This is a genomic window from Bradyrhizobium sp. SZCCHNS2022 (genome assembly GCF_032377575.1).
Lineage (GTDB): Bacteria > Pseudomonadota > Alphaproteobacteria > Rhizobiales > Xanthobacteraceae > Bradyrhizobium > Bradyrhizobium aeschynomenes.
This window is the reverse complement of sequence record NZ_JAUHHZ010000001.1, coordinates 5,715,033-5,730,506: the sequence shown is the minus strand read 5'-3', so window position 1 is coordinate 5,730,506 and position 15,474 is coordinate 5,715,033. Positions and strand designations below refer to the sequence as shown.

At 65.5% G+C, this 15,474-nt stretch carries 13 protein-coding genes; 7 read left to right on the top strand and 6 right to left on the bottom strand.

Annotation, left to right across the window (positions count from 1 at the left end; all coding sequences use genetic code 11):
• Positions 1-41 precede the first annotated feature (41 nt).
• Entirely contained in the window at positions 42-524 is a 483-nt protein-coding gene (locus tag QXZ94_RS25570; RefSeq protein WP_315723058.1) for a cyclic nucleotide-binding domain-containing protein, read from the top strand.
• Between the two features lie 179 nt (positions 525-703).
• On the opposite strand, the gene QXZ94_RS25565 is transcribed toward QXZ94_RS25570, so the two are convergent.
• Together QXZ94_RS25565 and QXZ94_RS25560 are read right to left on the bottom strand one after the other, a co-directional pair.
• The gene (locus tag QXZ94_RS25565) at positions 704-1,507 is read right to left on the bottom strand and encodes a ParA family protein (protein ID WP_315723056.1); all 804 of its coding nucleotides are present in this window, start codon (positions 1,505-1,507) and stop codon (positions 704-706) included.
• Positions 1,508-1,956: 449 nt separating this feature from the next.
• Positions 1,957-3,330, bottom strand: a complete 1,374-nt coding sequence (locus QXZ94_RS25560) for a peptidoglycan-binding protein (RefSeq protein ID WP_315723054.1) — start codon at positions 3,328-3,330, stop codon at positions 1,957-1,959.
• 140 nt (positions 3,331-3,470) lie between these two features.
• Between QXZ94_RS25560 and QXZ94_RS25555 the strand changes: the two genes are divergently transcribed.
• The gene (locus tag QXZ94_RS25555) at positions 3,471-4,274 is read left to right on the top strand and encodes a molybdopterin-synthase adenylyltransferase MoeB (RefSeq protein WP_315723052.1); all 804 of its coding nucleotides are present in this window, start codon (positions 3,471-3,473) and stop codon (positions 4,272-4,274) included.
• A gap of 211 nt (positions 4,275-4,485) precedes the next feature.
• Here QXZ94_RS25555 and QXZ94_RS25550 read toward each other — a convergent pair whose 3' ends face one another.
• Positions 4,486-5,487, bottom strand: a complete 1,002-nt coding sequence (locus tag QXZ94_RS25550) for a 2-hydroxyacid dehydrogenase (RefSeq protein WP_172113548.1) — start codon at positions 5,485-5,487, stop codon at positions 4,486-4,488.
• Positions 5,488-5,839: 352 nt separating this feature from the next.
• On the opposite strand from QXZ94_RS25550, the gene QXZ94_RS25545 reads away from it, so the two are divergent.
• Positions 5,840-6,361, top strand: a complete 522-nt coding sequence (locus QXZ94_RS25545; RefSeq protein ID WP_315726524.1) for an SH3 domain-containing protein — start codon at positions 5,840-5,842, stop codon at positions 6,359-6,361.
• A gap of 117 nt (positions 6,362-6,478) precedes the next feature.
• Here QXZ94_RS25545 and irrA read toward each other — a convergent pair whose 3' ends face one another.
• The gene (irrA, locus tag QXZ94_RS25540) at positions 6,479-6,952 is read right to left on the bottom strand and encodes an iron response transcriptional regulator IrrA (RefSeq protein ID WP_042340464.1); all 474 of its coding nucleotides are present in this window, start codon (positions 6,950-6,952) and stop codon (positions 6,479-6,481) included.
• Between the two features lie 475 nt (positions 6,953-7,427).
• Between irrA and fabA the strand changes: the two genes are divergently transcribed.
• The 4 genes from fabA to QXZ94_RS25520 all read left to right on the top strand — a co-directional run bounded on the left by fabA (position 7,428) and on the right by QXZ94_RS25520 (position 12,393).
• Positions 7,428-7,949: a 3-hydroxyacyl-[acyl-carrier-protein] dehydratase FabA gene (gene fabA, locus QXZ94_RS25535; protein ID WP_172113547.1), complete on the top strand. Its 522-nt coding sequence runs from the start codon at positions 7,428-7,430 to the stop codon at positions 7,947-7,949.
• A 76-nt stretch (positions 7,950-8,025) separates the two neighbouring features.
• A complete protein-coding gene (fabB, locus tag QXZ94_RS25530) occupies positions 8,026-9,249 on the top strand; it encodes a beta-ketoacyl-ACP synthase I (RefSeq protein ID WP_315723049.1) in 1,224 nt (407 codons plus the stop codon).
• Between the two features lie 141 nt (positions 9,250-9,390).
• A complete protein-coding gene (gene fabI, locus QXZ94_RS25525; RefSeq protein WP_315723047.1) occupies positions 9,391-10,191 on the top strand; it encodes an enoyl-ACP reductase FabI in 801 nt (266 codons plus the stop codon).
• A gap of 228 nt (positions 10,192-10,419) precedes the next feature.
• A complete protein-coding gene (locus QXZ94_RS25520) occupies positions 10,420-12,393 on the top strand; it encodes an autotransporter outer membrane beta-barrel domain-containing protein (protein ID WP_315723045.1) in 1,974 nt (657 codons plus the stop codon).
• Positions 12,394-12,475: 82 nt separating this feature from the next.
• Here QXZ94_RS25520 and QXZ94_RS25515 read toward each other — a convergent pair whose 3' ends face one another.
• Entirely contained in the window at positions 12,476-12,925 is a 450-nt protein-coding gene (locus QXZ94_RS25515; protein ID WP_315723042.1) for a GNAT family N-acetyltransferase, read from the bottom strand.
• Between the two features lie 269 nt (positions 12,926-13,194).
• Positions 13,195-15,351 (bottom strand): polyribonucleotide nucleotidyltransferase, encoded by a 2,157-nt coding sequence (pnp, locus tag QXZ94_RS25510; protein WP_315723040.1) that lies wholly within the window; start codon positions 15,349-15,351, stop codon positions 13,195-13,197.
• Positions 15,352-15,474: the final 123 nt, after the last annotated feature.

Here is a 15,474-nt window from a genome sequence, read left to right as displayed (position 1 = left end):
GGTGCGCTTGTAGGGGCCCGGTGCGGGCGTATACTCGCGCCATGGCTGTCAGCTCGCCCGACCTGAAGGCATTCCTGCTCGCCACGCCGTTCTTCGGCGGACTGTCGGACGCGAGTCTCGAGCGGCTCATGTCCATGCTGGTCGAACGTCGCTTTGAGGCAGGCGCCACCGTCGTCGCCGAGGGCGAGCCGGGACGCTCGATGTTCGTGGTCCACGGCGGCACACTGGAGGTCAGCGAGCGTCTGCCGACAGGCGGTGTGATTCACATGTCGAATCTGGAGCCTGGCGACTTCTTCGGCGAGATGACCTTGCTGGAGATGCAGAACAGGTCGGCCACGGTCGTGGCGGAGACGCCGACGGTGCTGTACGAGCTGACGGCACGCGAGCTCTATGCGTTCTACAAGGCCGATATCCAGGCCTATGTCATCGTGATGCAGAACATCAATCGCGAGCTGTGCCGCCGCCTGCGTCGCGCGGACGCGCGCATCAAGATGCTGGAGATGCGGGAGGGCGGGGCAAGGTAGAGCGACACTTCGCCTGCAGGTAAGAGACGCACCGCCAATGAGACTGGCATCGTGCAATCCGGGTGAGGTTGTACAGGTCTAACGATTGGCACCGCCCGTGCTGCCCCCTCACCCCAACCTCTCCCCGCAAGAGCGGGGCGAGGGAGCATACCGAGTTTGCGGCGAAGGCTTCGATCTAATTAAAGGCCCGCCTTCCAGTTGATGCCGTTGTCGGCCCAGGTCGGGTACACGCGAGCCACCGGCAGCTTCGGTTCTTCCGGCTGCGGCGTCAGCATGATCGGAAATTCGAGCTCGGCGTGCTCGCTGGCGTCCTTCAGCTCGCCCGCCTCGTGCATGACGTGGTCGCCGGCGAGCTTGCCGGCGGTCCAGCGCCACAGGCTCCTGATCTCTTGCGCCGACTTGCCCTCGGTGTCGAACTCGCTGACGCCCAGGCCGGCGGCAAGCGCATCCTGATGGTCGTTGCGCATCATGATGAAAGGTTGGGCCAGCACCTCGGCGATGTCGCGCGGCGCATCGGCATCGAGCGCTGACGTCGCGTCGCTGATGCGGTGGCCACCGCGGATGGGCGCCTGGTTGAGCACGAAGGCGAACGGCTTGCGCCACGCGCGGACGACGCTGAGCGTCGGCGCCGTGGCTTCGATGTCCGCGACGCTGGGACGGGCCGGGATCAGGCAGAGATCGCAATAGCGGATCGCCGCTGTCGTCGAGGCGGTGATGCCGGCGCCTGTGTCGATCACGCACACGGTCACGCCGTCGCGGGCCAATGCCTCCAGGCGGGGCTCGATCATCTTCGCATCGTACACGGCCTCGACGATCGGCTCGCCGGCGTTGCGGCGCGCCTGCCATTTGGTGAGCGTGCCCTGGCGGTCGGTCTCGATCACGCGCACCTTGTGGCCGGCCTGCTGGGCCGCCACGGCGAGACCGATGGCCAGCGTGCTCTTGCCGCTGCCGCCCTTCTGCGTGGCCAAAACGATCGTGTACATCGGGAGACAGTCCTTCGGATGTTGACGGAACTAATGAGAACGCCAAAGCTGAGTTGCATCGCGATTGCGCTATGCGGAGCTATTCTCGCTCAGGACAGTCCCGGCCCGATCCAACATGAGAGGATCGCGGTGGTCCGAATCAGCACGCCGACAGAAACTGTTCGAACTATCTCACGCTCGGCCTGCGATTGGACAGACCGGTTGATTACGGCGGGAGCCGTTCCGAGTTGATAGCAAGGTGCTAGGAAGTTGAGCGATCGCGCCGCGCAGGAGCGCTCGGCATCGACGAGCATCATCCGATGCAGTCGCGATGCTGCACGTCAGATCCCCGCCGGCCGCCGTTGGGCCCTTAATTTTTTGTAAAATGACATGCTTAATTTTGCGTAAACGCCTGCTCGCGCTGCGATGCGCGCTTCGCCGGGGAGGCGGCAGACTCTCGGGGGCGTGCGCTATTTGCGAACGCAGATCACCCGGACCGTTGCAGCCTTCGCGTCGAGTGAGCTGCCATCGGGCTTGACGCCATGCGACGCCAAAAAGGCGCGGGTCGCATCGACGCTGACCAGCGCGGCCTGAGCTGCCGGCACCGCGGCAGCTCCCGCCACCATGGCGGGTTTGAGCAGCACGACGCCCGCGAACTTGCCGTCGCCGTCGAGCGCAGCCGCGCCCGAGAAGCCAAGGCCTGGCGCCGGCGCCAGCGAGGTGTCGCCCGAACCATTGCCGGTGAGCTGCGCCTTCACGTTGCTGATTCCGGCACCACCGCCCTGGCTCTGCGGATCGGCGATGCCGACGATGTCGAGGGTCGATTTCGCGTTGCCGCCGGACAGCATCAAGGGCTTGAGACCGCGCGCGCCATAGATGCGCAGCAGCGCCAGCCCGCGCTCCTTGTCCTCTGCGACGCGCTCGGCATGTCCAAAGCCGGGAATGGTGATCGCGACGCAGCCATCGGTGACCTCGCGGTCCGCGATGATGGCACCGTCCTGGCTGGCGACGAGGCCGGTGCCGTAATCGACCTTGCGTCGCGGCGCCGGCTGAGCGGCCAGCGCCGCCGGCGGGAAGGCGTTGAAGGCGCTCGACATCGCGATCACGACCGGCTCGACCGTGTTCTCGGTGGCCTGGTCGTAGAGGATGGTCAGGATGCGCACCTCATCGCCCCTGAAGGTGCCGCGGATGTAGAACTTCTTCAGGTTCTGCAGTCCGGAGAGCACGAAGAAGTCCGGCTTCACGACGCTGTAGTCGACGGTGCGGCCCGGCTCCTTCTTCTCGCGGTCGGCCAGTGCCGCCGTGGTCGGGTTGGCCTCCTTGCGGCGCGACAGCACCACCTGCACGGTGCCGGTGGGCGAGGTCCATCTCGAACCGTTGCCGTCGCTGGTCTGCTGTGGCACCAGCTTGGTCGGAATGCCCAGGCGCGCGCCACTGGTCGGCTCGGTCACCAGCTTCCAGCCCACGCCCTCCTGCTTGCGGCGGGCGGTATCGGCGAGCACGGCGCGCTCCTGCGGGTTGAGCACGCCCGTCGGCTTGCCGCCCTTGAGCTTCTGGTACTCCTTGATCGCATTGACCATGCGCTCGCTGACGTCGCCGGTGATGGCGCCATTGTACTGGCCGACCCAGGCGAGATCGGATTGCAGCGCAAGGCGCTCGGCCTGACCCATCGCACTGGCGGTGTCGGCGGGGGCCTGCACGCCCGGCCGGATCGCCTGGGCCGCGACGGGCTTGGGCTTGATGCCGGGCTGCTGGCCTTGTGCGGGTGCGGGCGTGGTCTGCGCTTGCGCTGACGCGCACGCGGCGATCGCGCAGATGAAGGTTGCCGTGGCCAGCCGTCTCATGACAAATCCCGCTGCTCTTGCCGCTGACGTAAATAAGCACATCTGCTTGGTCGGTCACAATCCGGCGGGGGTTCAGTGGGGAGATCTCCCGTCTCCATGGTCGGCTGATCGCGATGCGACAGCGGAAGGACACCTGTACGATGCTGAGCGACGAGGAATTGGAGCGCTATGCCCGTCACATCGTGCTGCGCGATGTCGGCGGTCCCGGTCAGGCGGCGCTGAAGCGTGCGTCGGTGCTGGTGATCGGCGCCGGCGGGCTCGGCGCGCCGGCACTGATGTATCTCGCCGCCGCCGGTGTCGGCACGATCGGCGTGGTCGATGACGACGTGGTGTCGCTGTCGAATCTGCAGCGCCAGGTCATCCACGCGACGCCTGACATCGGCAGGCCGAAGGTCGACAGCGCCGCGGAGCGCATCAACGCGCTCAATCCCCATGTCGATGTCGTGGCGCATCGTGGATGGCTCAACGCCGACAACGCGCTCGAGCTGATCGGCGGCTACGATCTCGTGCTCGACGGCTCGGACAATTTCGACACCCGCTATCTCGCATCCGACGCCTGTTTCCTGGCGAAGAAGCCATTGATCACAGGCGCGCTCGGGACCTTCGATGCGTCGCTGACGACGATCCGCGCGCATGAGCGCAATGACAAGGGCGCATTCAATCCGACCTATCGCTGCCTGTTCCCGGAGCCGCCGCCGCCCGGCACCGTGCCGGCCTGCGCCGAAGCCGGCGTGATGGGCGCGCTTGCCGGCATGCTCGGATCGATGATGGCGCTGGAGGCGATTCGCGAGATCGTCGGCTTCGGCGAGGGCCTGGTGGGCCGGCTCTTGATGCTGGACGCGCGCACCATGCGCTTCGAGACGCTGCGTTATGGGCGTGATCCGGCCAATCCGCTCAATGGCGATGGGCTGGTGATTGCGGATTTGAGCGCGCATCGGAAGTGATGCGTGGCGCGGGCCGAGTGGCTCGCCGTACATCCGCCGTCGTCCCGGACAAGCTCATCGACGCAACGCGTCGGTGAGCGCCGATCCGGGACCCATAATCCGTGAAGGCCATGAGGCGCGGGGACGGGCGGCATGCCCGTTACAGACATCACGCGGTATGGGTCCCGGCTCAAGGCCGGGACGACACCGTGTGTGAGGCCGGCTGGCGGGCCTACAGCATGCTCGGCAGCACGCGATCCGGCGGGCGGTGGTTGTCGAGGAAGGTCTTGATGTTGATGATCACCTTCTCGCCCATCTCGACGCGGCCTTCGATGGTCGCCGAGCCCATATGCGGCAGCAGGGTCACCTTGCCGGCTTTCGCCAGCCGCACCAGGCGAGGATTGACGGCGGGCTCGTGCTCGAACACGTCGAGGCCGGCCCCGGCGATGTCGCCGGCTTCGATCAGCCGCGTCATCGTCTCCTCGTCGATCACCTCGCCGCGCGCGGTGTTGACGATGTAGGCATCCTTGCGGATCAGCTTCAGCCTTCGCGCCGACAGCAGATGGAACGTCGCCGGGGTGTGCGGACAGTTCACCGAGATGATGTCCATCCGCGCCAGCATCTGGTCGAGGCTTTCCCAATAGGTGGCGCCGAGCTCGTCGGCGATCACGGGGGCGACCGGGCGGCGGTTGTGATAATGGATCTGCAGGCCGAAGGCGCGGGCGCGTCGCGCCACCGCCTGGCCGATGCGGCCCATGCCGATGATGCCCAGGCGCTTGCCGCCGATGCGGTGGCCGAGCATCCAGGTCGGCGACCAGCCCGCCCAATTCTTGCCCTCGGTCAGGATCGAGGCACCCTCGATCAGCCGCCGTGGCACCGCCAGGATCAGCGCCATGGTCATGTCGGCGGTGTCCTCGGTGAGGACCTTCGGCGTATTGGTCACGGTGATGCCGCGCGCCACCGCCGCCGCGACATCGATATTGTCGACGCCATTGCCGAAATTGGCGATCATGCGCAGCTTGCATTCGGGCTGATTGAGAATGTCCGCGGTGATGTGATCGGTCACGGTCGGAACCAGCACCTCGGCGGTCCGCACAGCGTCCGCGAGCTGCTCCTGGCTCATCGGCTCGTCGTCGAGATTGAGCCGCGCGTCGAACAGCTCGCGCATGCGGGTCTCGACGGAGTCCGGCAGCTTGCGTGTCACCACGACGAGGGGCTTTTTCCTACCTGACATGTGCTGCTCTCATGAGATCCTTCAGACCTCATTAACCGGGTTCGCCGAAACTACCGTCGTCGCTTGAGAAGAGCGCTTCCCTGGACTGGTCGTGTCGGATCTCGCGGGTGGGCCGATCCGTCCCTGACAGGGTTTCGCGAGCGATTCTCAGGCGCTTCCTGGCCGCTTGTGTTCGGTCCTGTCTAGCAGAAGGCCGGGCCAAGACAAGAAGCCAACGGCGGGTCGGGACTGGCGCTTTCGGCAAGCCCTCTCTGTGCACGAAGGGGGGCAGCCGGGCGGTTCAATGGGGATCGGGCGAAGGATCGCACGCGACGAGTGCGCGTTCCTTGCGAGGGAGAGCGAGTTGAGTTCAATGGCGTTGTGGCGTTTCGGTGCGGTCGCAGTTCTCGTTGTCTGTCTGCTCGATGGGGTCGGCGGTGCGTTGGCCAAGGATTCGGCTCTCAGCGCCAGCGGACTTCCGGTGCCGCGCTATGTCAGCCTGAAATCCGACCATGTGAACGTCCGCGCCGGTCCGACCAAGGACAACGACGTGGCCTGGGTCTACACCCGCTCCGGACTGCCGGTGGAGATCACCGCGGAATATGAGAACTGGCGCCGTGTGCGCGATTCCGAGGGCTCGGAAGGCTGGGTCTACCACTCGCTGCTGTCCGGACGCCGCACCGCTGTGGTCACGATGAAGAACAAGGACGAGCTCGCGCCGATCTATGAGAGCGCCGACGCGACCAGCGCGGTCACGGCGCGGCTGCAGGCAGGGGTCGTGGCGCAGGTGAAGAAGTGCGGCAATGGCTGGTGCCGCGTGCTCGGCAACGGCTTCGAGGGCTGGATCCAGCAGCAGCGGCTGTGGGGCGTCTATGCCGACGAGCAGGTGAACTGACGCGTCGCCCACGGGCGCCGTTGGCCACGATGCCGATGCACTCTCGACATCAAAATGCCCGCGCCGGGCGCGGGCATCGGTTCGACTGAGATGATTGTCTGAGATCGTTGCCGCGCCTCAGCGCTTCTTGCGCAGCCGGACCACCATGTCGATGCGCGCGATCTCGTAACCCTCCGGAGCCTCCGGCAGCTTCGACAGCGCCAGATGCTGGTCAGGAATGTCGACCAGCTCGTGGTTGTTCTCGAGATAGAAGTGGTGGTGCGCCGTGACGTTGGTATCGAAGTAGGTCTTGGTGCCGTCGACACTGACCTGACGCAACAATCCAGCATCCGTCAGCTGGTTCAACGTGTTGTAGACGGTGGCCAGCGACACCGGAACCTTGGCCAGCGTCGCTTCCTCGTACAGCATTTCGGCGGTCAGATGCCGCGCACCCTTGCCGAACAGCAGCCAGCCCAAAGCCATGCGCTGGCGCGTCGGACGCAGCCCCGCAGTCTGCAGCATTTCGTTGACGTCATGCCACGGGCAGCCATTGAGCGCAGGCTGCCGCCCAGTCCCCAGCCCTTCCGGACTGGCCCGGTCGTGACCACTCATCGAAGCGTTGTTGCTGGCGTCCACTTCAAGCACCAAAAAATTCACACTGACCCATCCCGATATAGGAAGAAACCCTGTCAGATGCAAGCTTATCGCAACTAACCTATCTAGAACGCCCCTAAACTGCAATTCGTACGCGGCCCGGTTGCGTGTCCCGGTCCGCCGTCAAATTACCCGGACACGCGCATTGACGCCGTAATCCCCTATGTTAGAGAGCGCGCGGACCCGATTTGACCTGCCTTGGCGGGCGCGGCCGGACGACATGGCAGCCATTGCCATTTCGATCATCCGGCGCGGGGCCGCCAGCCGGCAGAGGTCATCGTCGTCCGGCGCGATCGTGGAACGTTCGCGCCGGGGGAATGGCCGCAAGGCAGGCGGGGGGCATGGACGGGTCGGCGCGCGAAGGAGCATCTCGCGCGGCACATTTTCCACCTGGGATCGTTCGACGGGGATCGTTGAGAAAGGCGCATCAAGCATGCTGGATCGGCGCGGCAGTTATGAATACGAAGACCTGCTGGCCTGCGGCCGCGGGGAGCTGTTCGGCCCCGGAAATGCGCAGCTGCCGCTGCCGCCGATGCTGATGTTCGATCGGATCGTCGAGATCACCGAGACCGGCGGCGAGTACGGCAAGGGCCTGGTCCGCGCCGAGCTCGACGTGAAGCCGGATCTCTGGTTCTTCGGCTGCCATTTCAAGAACGATCCCGTCATGCCGGGCTGTCTCGGCCTCGACGCGATGTGGCAGATGGTCGGCTTCTTCCTCGGCTGGACCGGCGGCGCAGGACGCGGCCGCGCGCTCGGCCTCGGGGATCTCAAATTCTCCGGCCAGGTTCTGCCGACCGCCAGCAAGGTTGTGTACAACGTCGACATCAAGCGGGTGATGCGCTCAAAGCTGGTGCTCGGCATTGCCGACGGGTGGCTTTCGATGGATGGCGAGATTATCTATCGCGCCAAGGACCTGAAGGTCGGCCTGTTCAAGCAGGGCGCCGCGCCGTCTTGAACCGACGGGCTGCGACGACAGACAGTGCAGCAGGCGTGACTGCAACAGAACACACGAGCAAGGCGAGGCGGACATCATGAGGCGGGTCGTCATCACGGGCATGGGCATCGTCTCGTCGATCGGCAACAACACCCAGGAGGTGTTGGCGAGCCTTTACGAGGCGAAGTCCGGCATCTCCCGTGCTGAGAAATATGCCGAGCTTGGTTTTCGTTCGCAGGTGCAAGGTGCGCCGACGCTGAATCCGGCCGAGGTGGTCGACCGTCGCGCGATGCGTTTCCTCGGTGAAGGCGCGGCGTGGAATCACGTCGCGATGGAGCAGGCAATTCAGGATTCCGGACTCGAATCCTCCGACGTGTCCAACATCCGCACCGGCATCATCATGGGATCCGGCGGGCCGTCGACGCGCACGCTGGTCGAAGCCGCCGACATCACCCGCACCAAGGGTCCGAAGCGGGTCGGCCCCTTCGCAGTGCCGAAAGCGATGTCCTCGACAGCGTCGGCGACGCTCGCGACCTGGTTCAAGATCAAGGGCGTCAACTACTCGATCTCGTCGGCCTGCGCGACCTCGAACCATTGCATCGGCAATGCCTATGAGATGATCCAGTACGGCAAGCAGGACGTGATGTTCGCCGGCGGCTGCGAGGAGCTCGACTGGACGCTGTCGGTGCTGTTCGACGCCATGGGCGCGATGTCGTCCAAGCACAACGACACGCCCGCGACCGCGTCGCGTCCGTATGATGTGAGCCGCGATGGCTTCGTGATCGCCGGCGGCGCCGGCGTCCTCGTGCTGGAAGAGCTCGAGCGCGCCAAGGCACGCGGCGCCAAGATCTATGGCGAGATCGTCGGCTATGGCGCGACCTCGGACGGCTACGACATGGTCGCGCCGTCGGGCGAGGGCGCCGAGCGCTGCATGCAGATGGCGCTGTCGACGGTGAGGACCAGGATCGACTACATCAATCCGCACGCGACCTCGACACCGGCCGGCGATCCGCCTGAGATGGAGGCGATCCGGAAGGTATTCGGCGTCGGTGAGAAATGCCCCCCGATAGCCGCGACCAAGGCGCTGACCGGTCATTCGCTCGGCGCCACCGGCGTCCAGGAGGCGATCTACTCGCTGTTGATGATGAAGAACGGCTTCATCTGCGAGAGCGCCAACATCACCGAGCTCGATCCGGTGTTCGCCGACATGCCGATCGTTCGCAAGCGCATCGACAACGCCAAGCTCGGCACCGTGCTGTCGAACTCGTTCGGCTTCGGCGGCACCAACGCGACGCTGGTCTTCAAGCACCTCGACGCTTAGAATCTTGAACGGTACTGGGTCCTCGGCACCGGCCGGACAACAGCGCGAAGCTCTTTCGCACCGCTGTCCGGCTATCGGCGTCTTCGGAGCCTGACGATCATCCTGGCTGGGTCGGCCCCGGCATGACGAAGGAGAGTGAGCATGCAGGGTCTGATGGCAGGCAAGCGCGGTCTGGTCATGGGCATCGCCAACGACCATTCGATCGCCTGGGGCATCGCCAAGACGCTGGCTGCGCACGGCGCCGAGATGGCCTTCACCTATCAGGGCGACGCGCTCGGCAAGCGCGTGCGTCCGCTTGCCGACGAACTCGGCGTCAAGCACGTGCTGCCCTGCGACGTCGAGGACATCGCCAGTGTCGACGGCGTTTTCTCTGCGCTGCGCGAGGCCTGGGGCGGGCTCGACTTCGTCGTCCATGCCGTGGCCTTCTCCGACAAGAACGAGCTGAAGGGCCGCTACGCCGACACCTCGCGCGAAAACTTCTCGCGCACGATGCTGATCTCCTGCTTCTCGTTCACCGAGATCGCCAAGCGCGCCGCGGAGCTGATGCCGGAGAGCGGCGGCAGCATGATCACGCTGACCTTCGACGGCTCGAACCGGGTGATGCCGAACTACAACGTGATGGGCGTCGCCAAGGCGGCGCTGGAGGCGTCGGTGCGCTATCTCGCCGCCGACTACGGCCGCCGCGGCATCCGCGTCAACGCGATCTCGGCCGGGCCCGTACGTACGCTCGCCGGCTCCGGCATCGGCGATGCGCGTTTCATGTTCGCGTTCCAGCAGAAGCACTCGCCGCTCGGTCGCGGCGTCACCCTGGAGGAACTCGGTGGCTCCGCGCTGTATCTGCTGTCGGAGCTGTCCGGCGGCGTGACGGGCGAAATCCACTACGTCGATTCCGGCTACAACGTCATCTCGATGCCGCGGCCGGAGGACCTCAAGGGCGAATAGCCCCTGCCTTCGCCGCTCCCGGCTGCTGCCCGAAGGCAGCCTTGGATGATCCGCTCGATTTTTCCCAGTTGAAGACGATCCGTCCGCGCGGATAATCAGGCGTTATTTGGCGCTACTCCGGCAGCGACGTTTTCGCTCGATGCGAGACTGCAGCATCTTCGATGCGTCAGCCTCGGCTGTCAGAAAGCCGGTTGCGCCGGCAGCAAGACAAGTCGTGGGGGCGATGCGATGCTGCGTTGGAGAACCTCCGTCATCGTGATGTCCGCGATGATGGGCGCTACAGGTGTCGCAGGCTGCGCCCTCCCGGCGCAGGCGCAATCGACCGTATGGGACTCCACGATCTCCAATACGAACTGGTACGTGCCGACGGCGCAGCTGCTGGCTTACATCTCGCCGAAGACCGGCTTCACGAACCCTGTTCCCATCGGTGATCAGACGCTGTGGACTCTGGGCACCGCAACAAATGGCGCCTTCACCGGGACCAGCGTCGCCCAGCTCAGGATCGGTCCGGCGCTGCTGACCGATACCTCGACCATCCAGGGCTTCGTCACCACCAGCGGCCAGATCACGATGCTGTTCACGCCGACCGGAGGCGGCACGGCGACGGTCGGGCTGGGATATATGCGCGCGGTCAACGGTGTGACCAGCATGGAGATGCAGATGATCACCGGCGACAGCCTGCTGGTGACGCATTGGGCCTACATGCTGCCCTACGATCCCGCGACTTTCACGCCACCGCCATCAGCCCCGGTGCCGGCCAATTCGGCGCCGCAATGGGCCTGGACGGAGGGAACGCCGTGGCGGATCGTCAGCCCGGCCTTGTTCGGCACCCAGGCGCCCGGCCGGTTCGTCATCACCAGCTATCAGAACGGCTATTTCTGGGGTGCCGGGATTGCGCCGGCCGGCAGTATGGCGGGTGGCTTCACCTTGCTCGGCTCGGTCACCCCGGAGGGAAGCGTCCTGTTCAATACGCTGTCCCGTGGCAGCCTGACCAGCCTCTACGGTGCGATGAGCGGCAACGCGTCGAATGCGCAGATGGTCACCTCGACCTATGATCTCACGGGAAGCATGACCGGCGATCTGGCGACGATGGCGCTGATCCAGCCCTATGGCACGGCGCTTCGGTCGGCCGGCGGCCGCGTCGGCCTGGAAGCTGCGGATGTGCTGTACCGGCTGTCGACGACGGCGGCGGGCTGGAGCGGATCGATGGCGTCGGGATTTGCCGCGCTCGACAATCTCAGCGGCCCTTCGCTCAGCAATGCCGTCAAGCAGACGTTGCCTGTGCTCACCGGCGCGGCGTCGCAGGCGACCTACGTAACGCAGCAGGCGTTTCGGCAGACGATGATCAACCGGCTCGACGATATCGGCCGTACCGGCCGGCATGTCTGGATGCAGCCGCTCGGCGGCACCGCGCGGCAGGCGGACCGCGATGGCATTGCGGGCTACGGTGCCTCTGGTGGCGGCCTGGCTTTTGGCGCCGATGCCGCGCTTTCGCCGCGGGCGATGGTCGGCGGTGTGTTCGGCTATTCACGGCAGACGATCACCGGAAGCGATGATGCCGTGCCGAACCGTCTCGGCCTGTCATCCTATCAGCTCGGACTGTACGGAGCTTACGCGATCCGGCCCGACCTGATGCTGGACTATCAGCTCGACGGCGGATGGAGCGACAATGGCGAAAGCCGTTCGCTCAGCTTCGCGAACATGTCGGCCGGCGGAAGCTATCGCTCCTCTTCGGGCCATGGAGGCGCCGGCCTCAAGACGCGCATCTCGCTGGCAGACAGTTTCGCGCTCATTCCGTCGCTGCGCCTCGACTATGGCATGGTCCGCAGCAACGCCTATCGCGAGAGCGGCGCCGGCGGCTTCAGCCTGAATGTCGATCCCCAGACCTATCAGGAGCTGACGGCCACCGCCGGCCTGAAGGCCGTCTATCAGGTCGCACGCCAGGTCCGGCTGACGGCCGATGTCGGTGCCGGCTACAATGCTCTGAACCAGCGGCTGCAGATCGGTGCCGCCTTCTCGGGCGGTGGCGACGGCTTCGTCACCAGCGGCCTCGGCCTGTCGCCCTGGACCTACTCGGCAGGCCTCGGAGTCGCGACCGCAGGCACCGATCGCCTGGAGTTGAGCATGCGCTATGGCGTCAGTGCGACCTCATCCGGTCTCGTGCAGCAATCCGGCCATGCCGTGCTGAAGCTCAGATTGTGACCGGCGAGGTGCAGCCGCATCATGGCAGCACAGGCCCCGCCGTGTCGCAAATGCACGCGACGCGATCGGACGTTGGCCGGCTTCAACGCTTCCAGCGATAGTACTTCATCATCCGGCCATGCACCGGATCGGCTTCGGCCTTCTCCAGCACGAAGCCTTCGCGTTCGTACCAGCGCCACGCCTTCTCGTTGCCCTCGGCGCAGCGCAACCATACCTCGTCGGGCAGCAGCTCGCGGGTGAAGCCGAGCAGACGGCGGCCGAGCGAGCGGCCCTGATGAGAGGGAGCGATCATCAGCTGGTCGAGATAGAGCTTGGGCATGTCGATCGCGAGCATCGCCGCGAGCGCGCCGCCGTCATCGACGACATAGAGACTCCAGCCGCCGGCCACCTCGCGCGGCACGCGCATTTTCAGCAGGCCCAGCAGCGTATCGCTCGGGCGCTCCAGTCCGGTCGAGCACCAGCTCTCCATCCAGAGACTTGCGATGGCGTCATATTCGTCCGGCCTCGCGGGACGGATGATCGGCTCGGACATCGGACGTAGGCCTCCAGCGGGGCGTCGAGGGAAGGTAAGCCCTCTTCATCGTCATTGCGAGGAGCCAGCGGATCGCAACGCGCGGCCCGATGCCGGGCTCGGCGACGAAGCACGCCAGAGTCCTCCCGGGCGCATCCCTGGTTCGGGCGCGTCCCTGGATTGCTTCGCTTGCGCTCGAAATGACGCGGATCGACCGGCAAACAAAAAGGGCGGCTCGAAAGCCGCCCTTTGTGTCTCATCCAATGTGTCTCATCCAAGCCCGCGCGGCTCTACTCGCCGGCGGCTTCGCGCGCCTCGGCGGGCGCGTCCTTCTGCTTGGCTTCGAGGTCCTCGCCGGTGGTCTGGTCGACCGCCTTCATCGACAGCCGGGTCTTGCCGCGGTCGTCGAAGCCGAGCAGCTTGACCTTGACCTTGTCGCCTTCCTTGACGACGTCGGAGGTCTTCTGCACGCGCTTGTCGGCCAGCTGCGAGATGTGCACGAGGCCGTCGCGGGTGCCGAAGAAGTTCACGAAGGCGCCGAACTCCATCACCTTGACGACGGTGCCGTCGTAGATCTGGCCGACCTCCGGATCGGAGGCGATCGACTTGATCCACTTGATGGCGGCCTTCATCGCCTCGCCGTCGCTGGAGGCGACCTTCACGGTGCCGTCGTCCTCGATGTTGACCTTGGCGCCGGTCTTCTCGACGATCTCGCGGATCACCTTGCCGCCGGTGCCGATCACTTCGCGGATCTTGTCGGTCGGGATCTTGAAGGTCTCGATGCGCGGCGCGTATTCGCCGAGCTCGGCGCGGGCTGCGGTCAGCGCCTTGGACATCTCGCCCAGGATGTGGATGCGGCCATCACGCGCCTGGCCGAGGGCCACGCGCATGATCTCCTCGGTGATGCCCTCGATCTTGATGTCCATCTGCAGCGAGGTGATGCCGCTCTCGGTGCCCGCGACCTTGAAGTCCATGTCGCCGAGATGATCCTCGTCGCCGAGAATGTCGGACAGCACGGCGAAGCGGCTGCCCTCCAGGATCAGGCCCATCGCGATGCCTGCGGTCGGCCGCTTCAGCGGCACGCCGGCATCCATCAGCGCCAGCGAGGAGCCGCAGACGGTGGCCATCGACGACGAGCCGTTGGACTCGGTCACCTCGGACACCACGCGCGTCGTGTAGGGGAACTCGTGGTGCGGCGGCAGCACCGGGTGGATGGCGCGCCAGGCGAGCTTGCCGTGGCCGATCTCGCGGCGCTTGGTACCGCCGAGGCGGCCGGTCTCACCGACCGAGTAGGGAGGGAAGTTGTAGTGCAGCAGGAACGTCTCTTTGTACGTTCCCGACAGCGCGTCGATGTACTGCTCGTCCTCGCCGGTGCCGAGCGTGGTCACGACCAGCGCCTGGGTCTCGCCGCGGGTGAACAGCGCCGAGCCGTGCGCACGCGGCAGCACGCCGACCTCGCAGACGATGTTGCGGACCGTCTTGGCGTCGCGACCGTCGATGCGCTTGCCGGTGTCCAGGATGTTCCAGCGGACGATCTTGGCCTCGAGCTCCTTGAACACGGCGGCGACCCGGAGCTTGTCGTATTTCGGCTCCTGCCCCTCGGGGAAGAAGTAGGCCATCACCTTTTCCTTGACGGCGCCGACGGCAGCATAGCGCTGCTGCTTGATCGGAATCGCGTAGGCGGTGCGCAGGTCCTGCTCGGCGATGCCGAGCATCTCCTTCTCGATCGCGCTGTTGTCGATGATTGCGACGTCGCGCGGATCCTTGGCGGCCTTCTCGGCGAGTTCGATGATCGCGTTGATCACCGGCTGGAAGTGACGGTGACCGAACATCACCGCGCCGAGCATGATGTCCTCGTTGAGCTCCTTGGCCTCCGATTCCACCATGAGCACCGCGTCGGAGGTGCCGGCGACGACCAGGTCGAGCTGGGTGTCGGCCATCTCGTCGAGCGTCGGATTGAGGATGTATTCGTCATTGGCGAAGCCGACGCGGGCGGCGCCGATCGGGCCCTTGAACGGCACGCCCGAGAGGGTCAGCGCAGCGGATGCGGCGACCAGCGCAACGATGTCCGGATCGTTCTCCATGTCGTGCGACAGCACGGTCACGATGACCTGCGTCTCGTTGCGCCAGGAGTCGACGAACAGCGGGCGTATCGGACGATCGATCAGGCGGGAGACCAGCGTCTCCTTCTCGGTCGGACGGCCCTCGCGCTTGAAATAGCCGCCGGGAATGCGGCCGGCAGCGTAGGTCTTTTCCTGATAGTCGACGGTCAGCGGCAGGAAGTCGACGCCTTCGCGCGGCGCCTTGGCGGCGACGACGGTCGCGAGCACGACGGTCTCGCCATAGGTGGCGACGACGGCGCCGTCAGCCTGGCGGGCGATCTTGCCGGTTTCCAGCTTGAGCGGACGCCCACCCCAGTCGATCTCGACGGAATGCTTGGTAAACATGGGTATCTTCTTTCATGAGATGATCGAAGGCGGCCCCCCCGGAAACAAAAAAACCATGCGCAAGATTGCAGGACGCTGGAATACGGTCAGCGCCCTGCGATCCTGCCATGGTTTTCTTATTTC